The following is a 14,631-nucleotide window of genomic DNA, read 5'->3' on the forward strand; positions in this document are numbered from 1 at the left end:
TCCCGGTTCGGAGCTGCCCTCGTGAGACGCTGGCAACGCCTGAAACAACCTTTTCGCCGCTCGCCTCATGGCGGGGTCATTCGGCTGTCGCCGCCGGAAATCCTGCTGATCGGCTTTGCCCTGCTCTGCGCTCTCGGCGCGCTGCTGCTCTGGCTACCCGGTAGTGCAACGCACTCCCTGGCCTGGCACGAAGCGCTGTTCACGGCGACCTCCGCGGTCACCGTCACCGGCCTCAGCGTGATCGATATCGGCCAGGACCTGACGTTCGTCGGCCAGCTGGTGGTGCTGGTGATGATCCAGATCGGTGGCCTGGGATTCATGACCTTCGCCGCCCTCACGGTCCTGCTGCTGGGAACGCGTCTGCCGTTGAGTCAGCAGAATCTCGTCCGCGAGGCGCTGGGCGAGATCGCCTTCAGCGACATCCGCGATCTGATCAAGCTGGTCGTCGCCTTCGCGTTGCTCACCGAGAGCGTCGGCACGCTGTTGCTGGCGTGGCACTGGGTCCCCGAGTACGGACTGAAGGCAGGCCTGTGGCACAGTCTCTTCCACGCCGTTTCCGCATTCAACAACGCCGGCTTCTCGACCTTTACCGATAGCCTGATTCAGGAAGCGGGCAGCCCACTGGTCAACGGCGCGGTGACGCTGATGTTCATCGTCGGCGGCCTCGGCTTCGTGGTGGTGAGCGATCTTTATCGCCACCGCCGCTGGTCGCGCCTGGCCATGCAGACCAAGGTCGTGCTGCTGGCCACGTTCTGGCTCAACGTGATCGCCACCACGATGCTGCTCGGGCTGGAGTGGTCCAATCCCGCCACCCTCGGCGGGCTGGGCGACCTCTTCACCAAGGTGCAGGCGGCCTGGTTCCAGGCCGTCACGCCGCGTACGGCCGGCTTCAACACGCTGGAGATCGGCTCGCTCACTGATGCCTCCACCCTCCTCGTCATGCTGCTGATGTTCATCGGTGGCGGTTCGAGCTCCACCGCCAGCGGCATCAAGATCACCACGTTCGTCGTGCTGTTGCTGACCGCCCGGGCGTTCTACCGCAATACCGAACACCCCACGGCCTTCGGCCGCTCGATGACTCAGGAAACCGTGATCAAGGCGATCACCGTCGCGCTGGCCGGGGTTTTGCTGGTCGTCCTGACGCTGTTCGGCCTTACCATCACCGACGGTGACCATTCGTTCCTCGATCTGGCCTTCGAGACGGTTTCCGCTTTCGGCACCGTGGGGCTGTCCCGCGGCATCACCAGCGACATCTCGCTACCCGGGCAATTCCTGCTGGGCCTGACGATGCTGCTGGGTCGTGTCGGGCCGCTCTCGGTGGGCTATTTCCTCGCCACTCGCCAGGCGAAGGGCGTGCGCTACGCCAAGGGTGAAATTCAGATCGGCTAATGATGGATTCAGACGCTCGAGACCGCGTTCACAGCGCTCGCGTGGCGAGTTGCCAGGCGATCAGCAGCATGATCGCCCCGACCGTGATATCGATGCCCTGCCACCAGCGCGGGTCCTGCAGCCGCGGCGACAGCCAGTGAGCCAACCCCACCAGCCCGAAGAACCAGATCAGCGAAGCCAGCGATGCCCCGGCCACGAATCCCGCCGGACTGGACTGCTGGCCGCCGATGATGCCCAGCATCACGACCGTATCCAGATAGACATGCGGGTTGAGCAGCGTCACGCCCAGCGTCGCGATCACCACTGGCTTTGCGCTTGCCAGGCTTACGCCGGTCTCGGGCACATGGTTCATGGCCAACGCGATGGACTCAGGGCGGGCGACGCGCTTGAACGCCACCAGCGCCTGCCATACGAGCCAGGCCACGCCGCCCCATCGCGCCAGCAGCAAGACCACGGCGCTTGAAGTGATCAGCGGCCCGATCCCCGCCACCCCGGATGCGACCAGCAGCAGATCGCAGACCGCACAGATCCCCGCCACCAGCCAGCCGTGCTCGCGGCGCAGGCCCTGGCGCAGGACGAACGCATTCTGCGCGCCGATGGCCACGATCAAGCTGGCGCCGATCAACAGGCCGTGAAGAAGAGAATTTCCCACTATCGTGATCTCGAAAAGGCAGCGGTTCGCATCATGCCGAGAAATCGACTATTAATAAAAATGAACATGCTAATGAGGCATTAGAAAATTTGATGCTGGACTACAAACTTCTGGAGGCCTTGGCTGCCATCGTCGATCAGGGTGGATTCGACCGCGGCGCGCAGCAACTCAATCTGACCCAGTCGGCAGTCTCCCAGCGCATCAAGTTGCTGGAAGCGAGACTGGGCCAACCGGTAGTGGTTCGTACGCCCCGGTTAATGCCTACCCCGCTGGGCCAGCGGCTGCTGAATCACGCTCAGCAGGTGCGTCTGCTGGAGCATGATCTTCTCGACAGGATTCCGGCACTCGGCGAAGGCAGGCAGCGCCTCCGGCTGGCGATCAATGCCGATAGCCTGGCGACATGGTGGGCGCCGACGCTAGGTGACTTCTGCCATCGCCGCGGCGTCCTGCTCGACCTGGTCGTGGACGATCAGGAAGTGGCGCTACGCCGCATGCGTGACGGCGAGGTGGCCGGCTGCATCTGCGCCACCGCACGTCCGGTACAGGGCGCCCGCGCTCGCGCGCTCGGGGCCATGCGGTATCGGGTCATGGCCAGCCCCCAGTTTGTCGATCGCCATTTCGCCGAGGGTGTGACTCATCAGGCGCTGGAGCTGACGCCCGCCATTCTCTACGGCCCGGACGATCGTCTGCACCAACGCTATCTCGATTTCCATGGCTTCAAGGATCCGTTCCCGCATCACCTGTGCCCCTCGTCGGAAGGCGTGCTCCACATGGTGCTTGCCGGTATCGGCTATGCCTTGATCCCCGAGTGCCAGGGAGCCGATGGACTGGCTCGAGGCGAGCTGGTCGACCTCGATCCGCAGCGCCCGCTGGACGTGCCGCTGTACTGGCACTTCTGGCGCCATGGCGGCGAACTGCTCGATGCGCTCACGGCCCACCTCGTTTCCGCTGGCGACAATTGGCTGATAGCCCCGGAAGCGTCGTCGGCTGCCGTTGGCTGAAAACGCCCTCGTCGCACAATGGCGACAGGATTCCTCTTGATAACCAATGACTTGAAGATCAGCAGGCACGGTCTAGAATGAATGGCAAGTCAAATGGACGATGCCACCATGAATGCGGGAAACCACGACACAAGGAGTGAGTGACATGATGCAGACAGCCACCAGAACCCCGGTATGGATGGCCCTGGCCGGACTGCTTACACTAGGCGCCCTTGCCGGCTGCGCCAGCGACAGCAGTTCGATCGAGAAGGACACTACCGATTATGTCGTGACCGGTTTGGGCGATGATCAGGACGAGGCACTGGCCAACGCCAAGGAGCGCGCCCTGGAACAATGCGAGTCTCAGGATCGTGACGAGTTCGTGATCGTCGAACAGGACATGATGGGACCGAAAGACGGCGCCAGCAAGGCGGCCAATGCCAACGACCAGCTCGAAGGCGCGACCGTCGACGAAGACACCGAACTTCAGGCCGCCACGCAAGAAGGAGATGGTTACAAGGCCACCTGGACGATCCGCTGTCGCTGAATTCTGACCCAGTTCCCAACCAGACAAGATCATCGAGCCCCGCCGGTCAAACGACCGCCGGGGCTTTCTACGCTACGCTCGGCGCAGGTTTTCCACGCTCTCGACCTTGTCATCCATGCGCTGCTCCCGATCCGTGCGGGTTCCCATCTTCAGCGTCGTGGTAATTCTCGGCGCGCCCATGGCATGCACCTCCTCGTGGCAGGCCTTGACGACGGCCATCACCTCGTCCCAAGGGCCTTCGATATTGGTGCCGTAAGCATGCATTCGATAATGAAGCCCGGAAGCCTCGATCACGCGCTGGCACTCTGCCACATAGGGCGACACCGAGACGCCGACCCCCAAAGGAACGACACATAGATCAACGATGACGTGCATTTTTCCCTCCTGTGTCGATTTTTCAACTTGATCGACATCAACTATGCATATTTTGGCCTAAGGTTCACTGTGAGTCGTTAGACGAGCCAAAAGAGGCCATCGAACGCCAATCGTCTGGAAAGGCATGACCGAGCCTAGACTATTGCGCCAATAGCGCTAGGCTTATTGACGGTAAAGCCGTTAGCACGCAATGTATCAACGCTGATGAAGTCGTCTAACAATAGGGAACAGGGACAGTGGAGCGTCACGTTTCCAGGCCATGGCTTGACTCTTCGGACTGTTTTCAATCGAGTGGAAAATGACCGAACAAATGCGTCAGCGCGGTCGAACCCGCAAGTCAACGGGTCGTTTTTCGCCGTTCAACCGGAGTGATAGCGCCGGATGGCCAGGGTACGTTACGCGCCCCTTGCTAGGAAAAACCATGACCAGTAATACACCAATCGCCCCAGTCGCACTGCCCGACACTCGCGCTCGTCACACCATCGAGAAAATGCTGGAAGGATCCGGTGTCACCCTCAACGGCGACCAGCCATGGGACATTCGCGTCCACCACCCCGACCTGTTCTCCCGGGTCGTCCGCCAGGGTTCCATCGGCTTCGGCGAAGCCTACATGGACGGCTGGTGGGAGTGCGACCGTATCGACGAAATGATTCACCGACTGCTCCGTCATGGGCTTGGCGGCGTCGCCCATACCACCAAGGAGCGCGTCGTCTACAAGCTGCAGTCGAGCTTCGTGAACCTGCAGAGCAAGGCGCGGGCCTACATCGTCGGCAAGGAGCATTACGATTTCGGTAACGATCTTTTCACCCGCATGCTCGACGAGACCATGTGCTACTCCTGCGGCTACTGGAAGGAAGCCCGGACGCTGCACGAAGCGCAGGTCGCCAAGCTCGATCTGGCCTGCCGCAAGCTTGGTCTCGAACCCGGCATGAAAGTGCTCGATATCGGCTGTGGCTGGGCAAGCTTCGCCGAACACGCGGCCCGCCATTACGGCGTCGAAGTCACCGGCATCACCATCTCCGAAGAACAGGCGAAGCTGGGCCGCGAGCGTTGTGCCGGCCTGCCGGTCGAGATCATTCTCGAAGACTATCGCGAGCTCAGCGGCGAATTCGACCGTATCGTCTCGATCGGTATGTTCGAGCACGTGGGTCAGCGCAACTACGCCACCTACTTCGACACCGTCAAGCGCCTGCTGAAGCCGGGCGGCCTGTTCGTGCTGCATACCATCGGTTCCAATACCAATGAAGTCAGCATCGACCCCTGGATCAACAAGTACATCTTCCCCAACGGCATCCTGCCCTCGGTTCAGCAGATCGCCGATGCCAGCGAAAGCAAGCTGGTCATGGAAGACTGGCAGAATTTCGGCGCCGACTACGACACCACGCTGATGGCTTGGCAGGAAAACCTGCTCGCCCATTGGCACGAGATCGCCGGTAACTACAGCGAACGCGTCAAGCGGATGTTCCTCTACTACCTCGGCTCCTGCGCTGGCGCCTTCCGGGCAAGAGACATCCAGCTGTGGCAGGTGGTTTACTCCAACGACCGGGGTGGACGTTACGACTCGCCGCGCTAAGCCGAGCTACGAGCTACGAGCTACGAGCTACGAGCTACGAGCTACGAGCTACGAAGGTTATTGAAGGATGCAACCCACGTGAAAGAAATGGGGTCTGCCACAGCGGCAGGCCTCTTTTCTTTGGTTCATCGCTGCAAGCGTCACTAAGGCTGACACTAAGCCGCTATCATGGCTTTGCCACCCCAACGACGCCTTCCAGAACGGCGCTGAACGACTATCGCCCGTGCCGGGTCTTGCGTCATGGATGACGCAAGAGGCGCGTGGGGCATGGATGTCCTTTCGCGCCGACCCGAGCGCGGACGATTGGCGTTCAGGGCTTCGCCGTCAGTGGCGTCAAAAAGGGGAGCGCGAGGGGCTTGCCCCTCGCAATCACCAGCGAGAGGATGGTAAAGGCTCGGCCAGTAGTAAGCCGATCCTATCGAATCTAACCATAAGCCCGTTATATAAGTCCGTTATCTCCAGGCCCGCCAAAGCGGGCCTTGCCGATTACTCCACCGCCGCCGGAGTCACATGAATCCCGAACAGGCTCGCCTCGCCTTCGCCGCGCCCCGTTTCCTCGGGTGAGACCTGCCGACCTTCCCGCACGATGACGTGACCGCCCTGCCCCTGTTGCCCACCGATCACGCTGCCGACCAGGTAGGTGGGGAAGATGCTGGGGTCATTCTCGTAGTTGGGGTTGTGGATCAGCCCGATCATCTGGAAGCGTCCGCGGGTATTGCGCAGCGACTCCAGCGAGTCCTGGATCAGGCGCCGATGCGAGAGCTTGGAGAACAGGCCGTCGAGCAGGATGACGCTCTCGCGGCTGGCGCGGGCACGACGCTTGTGGCTACCCGGCAGTTCGCGCAGTTCCCGTTCGATGGCGAACTCGGAGAGCTTCACCAGCCACATCAGCGAAACGGCCTCGCGCTGGCCTTCCGACATATCCTCGTTGAGCGAGAACAGCCGGCCGTGTGGACGAATGGCGTCGTGCTTGATGCGAATGGTGACGTCGCGGAACAGGCCGCGATAGATGCGCCGGCGAATCTGGCGGGTCAGATCGTCGTCGCGACCGCCCCTGGCCTGTGTCCCGTCACCCGCCTGCTCGAGCCGGCGACGCTGCACAGCGAGATGGGCGTCGATGTCGGCCAGCAGTTGATGGATCAGCTCACGCACCGACTCGTCGGCGATCAGATCCGCCTTGACCTCGAAGTAGGCACCGCCATCGGCGGAGCGGCGGGCTACCCGACGCAGAATTTCCAGGTTGCCGGCGGCGTCGATGATGATCGAGCTGAGACGCTCGACGAGTGTGTCCTCGATCTGCTCGCGGGAGGCATGCAGCCGCGTCACCCGGCTGCGATGCTCGTTGAGCTGGCCTTCGAGCTGGCGATGGAGGCCGCGCAGCGACTCCAGCGCTTCCGGCGTGACGCCTTCCAGCGTACCCAGCCGGGCGCGCTCGGACTCGTTGAACAACCGGCTGGCACTGGCCGCTTCCAGCGACGATGCCAGCGCCTTCTCTCTGGCCGCCACGTCCCGCGCCTGGCGCTCGCGATTGCGCGCGCGCTCGCCCAGATTGAGACTGCCGAGCCCTTCGAGCAGCGTCTGCTGGCAGGTTTCGAGTGCTTCCAGCTCGAACGGCTGAACGCTCGCATCCGCGCCGGAATCTTCACCAGAACTTTCACCAGCCCCTTCGCTGAAAGCATCGAGCGGTGCGACCTGCCAGCGCCGCCATTCGGCCATGGCGGCGTCGAGACGCTCGGCCTCGGCGTGATCGGACGGCCAGCCGGCGTTGGCGTCGGCTAGTGCGCGCTCGGACCAGCCTTCCGGCAGCTGCCGCAGCACTTCGAGCCAAGCCACCGCCAACTGATCGGTCACGTTGAGTGCCTGCTGGTGGCGAGCGAGGCGCGAGTCGATCTCGCTCTGTTCGCGGGTGTTGCGCTTGCGCTTGTCGCGCGTGTCGTTAAGCAACTGTTTCACCCGGCCGATATCCCGCTCGAGGGTGCGATTGCCGCCTTTTTCGTCACGTACCTGAAGGAAGGCGCGAATGCGGGCGAAATCGAAATCGGCACGCCGGCTGGCCTGCGCCAGCGCCGCGGTCAGCTCCGCTTCCCGCGCTTCGGCCCGATCCATGAATGCCGGGCCGCCCTCGGCAACGAACCGATCCAGACGACGCAGGCGCTCGCGCTCGCCGTCGGCGAACAGCCCGCTCAGTTGCTCGCGGCATTGGCTGCGCCGCTCGTCGAGCGCCTCGCTGCGCAGCGTCAGCTCGACAACGCGCTCGTCCAGTTCGGCGATCTCTTCGAGCAACGCTTCCAGGCTGGCATCGATTTCGCGCAGACGCTCGACCCCGCCGGCCTCGGCGAAGCGTTCCGCCGCCAGCCAGTTGCTGCCATGCGTCTCGAGCTCGCGAGCTGCCTGTTCACGCTGCGGCTGCAGCGTTTCGAGCCTTTCCACGGCCAGTTCGCGCGCCTCGCGGGCCTCGTCCAGCGCCCGCTCGCCGCCCTCTTCCAGATATCGCTGGTAATCATCGATCGATTTCAGCGCCGCTTCGCTCAGCCGAGGCGTCAGTGCCTCCTGCTCCGCTTCTGTCTCCATGCGCTGCGTTTCCAGCGCGGCCAGGCGCAACTCGGCCTCTTGCTCCAGCGCTTCCGCCGCCTGCAGGGCCAGACGGAAACGCTCGCCGTGAGGATCGAGTCGGGATATCTCTTCCGTCAGCGCCTGCTGGCGTTGCCGGTCGATCTCGAGCCGCTGCTGGGTCTCTTCACGCAGCGCCGTGAGAAAGGCCGGGTCCAGCGCCGCCTTCACCGCCAGCGTCTCGACGCCCTGTACCGCCCCCAGCGGCAGCTCGCCCCGCTCCAGAAGCGCCAGCAGGCGTCCGGTTTCCAGCACCGGCACGCCGCAGCCGGCATCGATCAGGCACTGGGAGGCTTGCCGCGCCGCATCGATGCCCTCGACTACCGGCGCGAACAACTGGCCGGCGGCCTGCGCCAGCCACTCGCGACGCCGTTCGTCGTCGGCGTCGCCGCCGGAGAGCACCTCGTGCAGCGCGCGGAAGCCGATCTCGCGGGCCTCCAGCAGTTGATGCGCCTGGGCTTCCGCCGCCTGTCGCGCCAGCGGATCGCCGCTGAGGCTCTCCAAATAGCGCTCGCGGGCCTCGATCGTCTCGGCCAGCGTCTCGGCCTCGCGCAGCAGACGTGGATAACGCGCCTTGGCATCCTTCAGCCAGGCCTGGGGAGCGGCGTCACCGCCGAGTTCACGGAACTGGCGATAGGCTTGATCCAGCGCCGCGAACTGGGCGGACTCCTGTGCGATGCGATGCAGCTGGTCCTGACACTCGCGGGACTGGCGATAGAGCGTATCGCGCAGATGTACCGGCGAGGCGTCGCCATGCCAGTGCCGGTAGCGCTCGCTGGAATCCGCCAGCGGCGTCAGCCGATCCAGCCGCGCGGCAGCATCGTCGCTCTCCCGCCGCGCCTGGGCCAGCGTCTGTTCGAGTTCCGCCAGCACGTTCTTGCGCTCGCTCCAGAAGCCGATCGCGGAGGCATCCGGCCAGCCTTCGACGAACGTCTGCCAGGCTTCGCGGCCGGCCTGCAGCGGCCCCAGTTCGCCTTCCAGGCGCTGGCGCTGCTCGCGGCGGGCCTGCAGGATTTCCCGCAGCGAATTGCGCTGCTCGTCGAGCGCGGTCCACTCGTCGTTCCACTCGGCGAGCTGGGCTTCCAGCGTCTCCTGCCGTTCGGTCTTCAGCGCCAGCAGCTCGCCCGGGGTCGTGTCGGGATGTTCGCGAACGAATGCCTCGTGCCACTGCGCCGGCTGCTTGAGTTCGCCCAGCCGGCCGAGATGATCGGCGTGCGCCTTGCGCGCTTCGGCGAGCGCCGACTGTGCCGCTTCACGCGTGGTCTCAGGTGATTCGAGCTCGGCCTCGCTGAAGAGCCCCTCGGCCAGCGCCTGGGTATAGACGCTCTGGTTGTCGATGAAGTCGCGCTGGCGCGATTCGAGCTGTTCGCGCTCCTGCTCCAGCCGCTCCATCTCCTCGTCGAGCTGTTCGGCATCGAGACGCAGCGACCGACGATACTCGCGGTCGGCGATCACCTCCTCCCGGAAGCGGTTGCCGTCCAGCCCTTCGAACGCTTCGGCCGCATCGTCGAGCAAGCCGAGCGCCCGATAGCGCGCGGCGTCGTCGTTGAAGGCATGGCTGTCGGCGAGCCAGGCACGCGCCTGGTCGAACGCGACATGACCGATATCGCGCCCGCCGATCCAGCCGGCCGTCGGCAGATGAACGAGCCGGCGGTGGGTATCGACCCGCGCCCCGCGTTCGGAAAGCGCCTGACGCACGCTGCGCTCCGCCTGGTGCGAGAGCTTCGCCAGCAGCCAGGTGGAAACCCGCGGCCGCTCGGTATCGCCGATCGCCCAGGCGAGGCCTGCCACGGCCTCGGTGATCTCCTTGTTCGTTTCGTCGTGGTCATTGTCGTTGCGAACATTGTTGTCGCGACCATTATCATCGCGGTTAGCGCCACGACCCGGCAGGCCGGGCAGCGGCGCCAGCGCCTGGCCCCCCAGCAGACGCTCGGCCTCCAGTAGTGCCGCATCCTGCATGACGAGCTGGCTGCGCGCTTCGAGCAGGGCCTCGCCCTCCTGGTCGAGCGATGCCAGCCGTTCGACCTTCTCGTCGGCGCGCTGCTGATCGCTCTCGGCTTCGGCGAGGCGATGGCGCAGCTCGGTGATGCGCGTCCCCGAGTGCAGGATGACGTCTTCGATCAGCTCTTCTTCTTCATCGGTCTCGCCGCGGGTGGCGCCGGAGAGAATCTGCGGTGCCAGCACTTCGTAAAAGAATGCCTGATCGGCCTTCTCGCCGGCACGCGGCTTGATCGCGTTGAAGATCTGGCTCTTGTCGGCGCCGCCCTCTTTCTGAAACGCCGCCAGCTGCGCCAGCTCGCGCCGGGAGATGTGCGCGCCCACCGCTTCCAGCCACTCTTCGCGGTTGTGGGCTCGTGTGGCGCCATGATTGCGCAGCATGCTCTGGAAATCGGCATTGGCGTAGAGCGCCAGCTTGCCGTCGCGGGTGACGTGATGCACCGGCACGTCGGCCAGCTTGCCCGGGTAGTGATAGAACGTAAGCCCGCTGCCATCGCTGTAGCCGTACATGCCGAAGACGAAGGTCTCGCCGGCGACCTCTTCTCCGGCCGCCGCGAGCATGTCTTCCTGCTGGGCATCACCCCCCTGGGCGCGGAATTCGACGCGCAGGTGGGTCCAGCTGCGGCCCTCGCCGTTGACCTTCGACGGCGAGCACTTGCGCCGGGTGCGCGTCAGCAACTGCCGATCCCGCGAGAGCATGCCGATCAGCGCTTCGGCCATGGTGGTCTTGCCGAAGCCGTTCTCCATGCTCACCGCGCTCGACTGCCCGCGCAGGTCGAGCAGCAGGTGGCGCATCTTGGCTTCCCAGGGCGAGGCGATATCACCGTGCTTGTTGAGAAGGTTGGCGATTTCGATACGGTTGATGACGCTCACCGGCGATTCTCCCCAGGCTCGTCCATGGATTGGCTTGTGGCATCGGATGTCGACTCCTCGGCCGACTCGTCGGCATCGGTGTCGGCCCGATCCGTCTCGAACAGGTCGGCTTCCGAGTGCGCCTCGTTCTCGGCCGGCGAGGCCGTCCCGGGGGCCTCGCCGTCGACTTCCGTACCGTCCGGCGCTTCGTCCTCGACGTCGGCCCGAAGCATCGAAGCGGCGTCCTCCTGGGCCGAGGTCAGCTCGATCAGATGCGTCAGGTGGTGCACGCCGATCTGTTCGGCTTCCAGCGCCCCGAGCAGCGTCTGCTGCCAGACATCCTCGTCGCCGGCCTCGCGCACCATATCGAGATGGCCGGCACGGGCCAGCAGATCGATGAAGGCCTTCACCCGCCGGGGAATGTCCTCACCCCGCTCGTCGAGCAGGACGCGACTGTTTTCCGGCGCGCGGTCACCCAGCCCCCGCAGCGTCTCGAGTTGATCGCGAACCAGCTCCACCAGCTCGCGGGGCGTGAAGGTCGCCTCCTGATAGCGGCTGACGTCGGACAGCGCGCGGTTCAGGCGGGTGTAAATCAGCGTATGCAGCAAAAGCCACAGCTGCAGATACCACAGCGCCAGCTCGGTGCGGCTCTCCTGGCGCAGCTTGAGTGCCTCGAACACCGGCTCGCGGGTGTAGAGCGGCGGCTGCTCGAGCTCCGGATCCGGCAATAGCGCGAAGAAGCGCGAGCCCGGTGCGATTCCGGGATAGTCGCCGGACTCGAACGCCTTGAGACGCAGCCCCTGTCCGGCGAGAAAGTCCCGCAGCGCCTCGCGCTCGTTCTCCTGGGCGTCGTCGATCAGCGCGCAGACATCGCGCTCGGAGAGCTGGCCTTCGCGCGCCGCACGGCGCTTGCGGCCGCCGCTGGGCACGCTTTCGGCAGTGCGGTAGCGCAACAGGTACGCGACGACTTCGCCCATTTCCATCATGTTCATAGGTCAAACTTCCTGTTCTTCTGTCGTCGTCTCGAGCAGACGCAGCGAGGGCGTGACGGCACCTTCGATGCGCCGGCCGTCGGGGAGCTCGATCGAAAAGGGGGTCTCGTCGATCCCGACGCTGAGCCGGGTATCGAGCAGTTGGGTATCGACGAAGGTGTTGAGCAGCTGCGGCAGGCAGTCCAGGATTTCGGCGTTGGCCGAATCCGAACCCGACTCGAAGTGGTGCCACCCTTCGCTGAGCGCGTCGGGTAGCGACAGCGGCGCCTGGCGCAGGCGCTGGCGCAGTGCCGGGCCGCGGGCCTTGAGGTAGCGCGCCAGCAGCGGATCGGCGCTGGGCTTGTCACGCGTCTCGTCGAAGACCAGCGCCGCCCCGCTGCGCTCGGCGCGGCGGGTTTCGACCAGCGGCAGCAGCGTTTCGACGCGAGGCATCACCACTGCCGTTCCCAGCGGCATCATCCGCGCGACGACCGCTTCCTGCAGGCGCCTGGGCGGCGGCGAGACCAGCAATCGGTGCGCCAGCCCGGCGAAATCGATCACGCCCATGGACTGAATCCGGCCCTCGGCGATGTCCGACAACAGTTCGGAAAGCCGCCGCGACAGGTTTTCGATGGCGTTCAGCACGCGGCCGATGGCGCCGGAGAGCATCCGCAGGTCCCACTCCTCTTCCTGGCGTTCGGCCCAGTTGTCGAACTGGGCGATCAGGGCGGGCGCGGCGAGCTGCGCACGGGCGCTGAGCAAGGTGCTCTGAATCGTGCTCAGGGCGTTGTGATAGTGGCGCTCGTTGTCCATCAGGGCGGCCAGTTTGCCTTCATGAGTGGGGTTCTCGCGCACCCGACGCAGCTCCTGGGTCAGCGCGCGAATCGCCATCAGGATCTGCTGGGTGATGTCGGGCACGCGGGCGTAGTCCCCGCGGGACAGCGCGGCGACGACCTTGGCGGCATCGTATTCGGAGTAGAGCAGGTCTTCGATCTGGCTCGCCAGGGTGACCGCCTGGCGGCCGCTGGGCGTCAGCCTGACCTGGCCGGTCTGGCCCTGCTTCTCGATCAGCGCGGTGCGCTTGGTGCTGCGGCCGCCGCGTATGCCCGGCGCTGCGTCGTCGTCATTGGATTCCTCCCTGTCGTCGCGGCTCGCCTGCCATTCGCGGTAGTGGATCTCGCTGGGCGTCGCCAGCAGGTTGATCACGAAGCTCAGGTCGTCCGCGGGCAGGTCGGGATAATCCCCGCGCAGGTGAGCCAGACAGCGGCGTTGGGTGACAAAGGCGCTGTTGGTGGCGAAGTCCACCTCCAGCAGGTAGTCCAGCAGCAGGCAGCCCAGGTCGAGCCAGTAGCCATCGCGCAGGCCGCGGCGCTGCTCCTGCGTTACCTGCACGAAAGGCGAGCCCGGCTCGTGGGCGCTGTCATGTAGATCCAGCAGCCGCGTCGTCGCGACCAGCAGCTTGTTCCAGGCGGTCATGTCGACTCCAGACGGGGAACAACGAGGGAAAGCGCCGCATTATGCCAAGGTTGGTCTGCCGGGTCATGGCGATCCGGGTAACGATCCCGTCATTGAATGCTATGGTAAGGAACGCCCTTTATTTATTTACGCGTCATCGGGAGAATTTCATGAATTACCGTCGTCTCGGCCGTACCGGCCTCAAGGTTTCCCCGCTGTGCCTCGGCACCATGACCTACGGCACGCCGCAGTGGCGGGACTGGGTGCTGGACGATGCCCAGAGCCGCCCTTTCATCCAGCAGGCGCTGGATGCCGGCATCAATTTCTTCGATACCGCCGACATGTACTCCGACGGCGAATCGGAGCGCGTCGTGGGCAAGGCGCTCAAGGATTTCGCGCGCCGGGAAGAGGTCGTGCTGGCGACCAAGGTCTACAACCCCACCGGCAACAAGTCCCCCAACGAGCGCGGGCTGTCGCGCAAGCACATTCATCACGCCATCGATGCCTCGCTAGAGCGCCTGGAAATGGATTACGTCGATCTCTACCAGACCCATCGCTGGGATTACGACACGCCAATCGAAGAGACCATGGAAGCGCTTCACGAGGTCGTCAAGGCGGGCAAGGCTCGCTACATCGGCGCTTCCAGCATGCACGCCTGGCAGTTCGCCAAGGCCCAGCATGTCGCCGAGTGCAACGGCTGGACGAAATTCGCGACCATGCAGCCGATGGTCAACCTGATCTATCGCGAGGAAGAGCGCGAGATGATCCCGCAGTGTCTGGATCAGGGCGTGGGCGTCATCCCCTGGAGCCCGCTTGCCCGCGGCATTCTCGCCGGCAGCAAGCCGGTGGGCAGCGAAGGCAGCACCACGCGCGCCAAGAGCGACGAGCAGATGCGCAACTGGAAGCTGGGGCTCGATCGTGACGCACCGGTGATCGAAGCGCTGCAACAGGTCGCCGAGGCAAGAAACGTCTCGCCCGCCCAGATCGCGCTGGCCTGGGTGCTGCAGAAGCCGGGCATCACCGCGCCGATCATCGGCGCCAGCAAGTCACATCACCTGGACCAAGCGCTGGGCGCGCTGGAGATCACGCTGACGGCGGATGAAATCGAAACGCTGGAAGCCCCCTACGTACCGCACGAGGTCGTCGGGTTCGAATAGTCGTGAACTTCGAGTAAGCGTTCGCAGGAGCCGGCCCGGCCCGAGTGGCGGATCGCCATAGGCAGTGGCATC

General features: G+C 64.6%; 10 protein-coding genes. 5 read left to right on the forward strand and 5 right to left on the reverse strand.

The annotated features are described in order from the left end of the window. The first annotated feature begins 21 nt into the window (after positions 1-21). The gene (locus R5R73_RS11830) at positions 22-1,389 is read left to right on the forward strand and encodes a TrkH family potassium uptake protein (protein ID WP_322527625.1); all 1,368 of its coding nucleotides are present in this window, start codon (positions 22-24) and stop codon (positions 1,387-1,389) included. Positions 1,390-1,417: 28 nt separating this feature from the next. Here the strand turns inward: R5R73_RS11830 and R5R73_RS11835 are convergent, their stop codons facing one another. Then, positions 1,418-2,041 carry a LysE/ArgO family amino acid transporter gene (locus R5R73_RS11835; protein WP_322527626.1) on the reverse strand — a complete coding sequence of 208 codons (624 nt, stop codon included), beginning with the start codon at positions 2,039-2,041 and terminating at the stop codon, positions 1,418-1,420. 92 nt (positions 2,042-2,133) lie between these two features. Here R5R73_RS11835 and R5R73_RS11840 point away from each other — a divergent pair, with 92 nt between their 5' ends. Both R5R73_RS11840 and R5R73_RS11845 read left to right on the forward strand, forming a co-directional pair. After that, entirely contained in the window at positions 2,134-3,042 is a 909-nt protein-coding gene (locus R5R73_RS11840; RefSeq protein WP_322527627.1) for a LysR family transcriptional regulator ArgP, read from the forward strand. A gap of 145 nt (positions 3,043-3,187) precedes the next feature. Then, positions 3,188-3,568, forward strand: a complete 381-nt coding sequence (locus R5R73_RS11845) for a hypothetical protein (protein ID WP_087718990.1) — start codon at positions 3,188-3,190, stop codon at positions 3,566-3,568. A gap of 72 nt (positions 3,569-3,640) precedes the next feature. On the opposite strand, the gene R5R73_RS11850 is transcribed toward R5R73_RS11845, so the two are convergent. Further along, positions 3,641-3,943: an MTH1187 family thiamine-binding protein gene (locus R5R73_RS11850; protein ID WP_110634517.1), complete on the reverse strand. Its 303-nt coding sequence runs from the start codon at positions 3,941-3,943 to the stop codon at positions 3,641-3,643. A 421-nt stretch (positions 3,944-4,364) separates the two neighbouring features. Here R5R73_RS11850 and cfa point away from each other — a divergent pair, with 421 nt between their 5' ends. Then, the gene (cfa, locus tag R5R73_RS11855; RefSeq protein ID WP_110634513.1) at positions 4,365-5,516 is read left to right on the forward strand and encodes a cyclopropane fatty acyl phospholipid synthase; all 1,152 of its coding nucleotides are present in this window, start codon (positions 4,365-4,367) and stop codon (positions 5,514-5,516) included. 486 nt (positions 5,517-6,002) lie between these two features. Here the strand turns inward: cfa and R5R73_RS11860 are convergent, their stop codons facing one another. From R5R73_RS11860 to R5R73_RS11870, 3 genes are read right to left on the reverse strand one after another with little or no spacing between them, the layout of a single operon-like run. Further along, positions 6,003-10,997, reverse strand: coding sequence for a hypothetical protein (locus R5R73_RS11860; protein WP_322527628.1), 4,995 nt, complete (start codon positions 10,995-10,997; stop codon positions 6,003-6,005). Next, complete coding sequence (locus R5R73_RS11865; protein ID WP_322527629.1) at positions 10,994-11,968, reverse strand: hypothetical protein; 975 nt, start codon at positions 11,966-11,968, stop codon at positions 10,994-10,996. The genes R5R73_RS11860 and R5R73_RS11865 overlap by 4 nt, the downstream gene beginning before the upstream one ends. 3 nt (positions 11,969-11,971) lie before the next feature. Continuing rightward, complete coding sequence (locus R5R73_RS11870; RefSeq protein WP_322527630.1) at positions 11,972-13,423, reverse strand: hypothetical protein; 1,452 nt, start codon at positions 13,421-13,423, stop codon at positions 11,972-11,974. Between the two features lie 149 nt (positions 13,424-13,572). On the opposite strand from R5R73_RS11870, the gene R5R73_RS11875 reads away from it, so the two are divergent. After that, positions 13,573-14,559, forward strand: a complete 987-nt coding sequence (locus R5R73_RS11875; RefSeq protein ID WP_322527631.1) for an aldo/keto reductase — start codon at positions 13,573-13,575, stop codon at positions 14,557-14,559. Positions 14,560-14,631 lie beyond the last annotated feature (72 nt).

Origin of the sequence: Salinicola sp. LHM (assembly GCF_034479735.1) — a bacterium.
Lineage (GTDB): Bacteria > Pseudomonadota > Gammaproteobacteria > Pseudomonadales > Halomonadaceae > Salinicola > Salinicola salarius.

Bases quoted from the DNA above. Each gene is read 5' to 3' on its own strand.
- R5R73_RS11870 (WP_322527630.1), bottom strand. From the start codon at position 13,423: ATGACCGCCTGGAACAAGCTGCTGGTCGCGACGACGCGGCTGCTGGAT.
- cfa (WP_110634513.1), top strand. From the start codon at position 4,365: ATGACCAGTAATACACCAATCGCCCCAGTCGCACTGCCCGACACTCGC.
- R5R73_RS11850 (WP_110634517.1), bottom strand. From the start codon at position 3,943: ATGCACGTCATCGTTGATCTATGTGTCGTTCCTTTGGGGGTCGGCGTC.
- R5R73_RS11875 (WP_322527631.1), top strand. From the start codon at position 13,573: ATGAATTACCGTCGTCTCGGCCGTACCGGCCTCAAGGTTTCCCCGCTG.
- R5R73_RS11840 (WP_322527627.1), top strand. From the start codon at position 2,134: ATGCTGGACTACAAACTTCTGGAGGCCTTGGCTGCCATCGTCGATCAG.
- R5R73_RS11865 (WP_322527629.1), bottom strand. From the start codon at position 11,968: ATGAACATGATGGAAATGGGCGAAGTCGTCGCGTACCTGTTGCGCTAC.
- R5R73_RS11845 (WP_087718990.1), top strand. From the start codon at position 3,188: ATGATGCAGACAGCCACCAGAACCCCGGTATGGATGGCCCTGGCCGGA.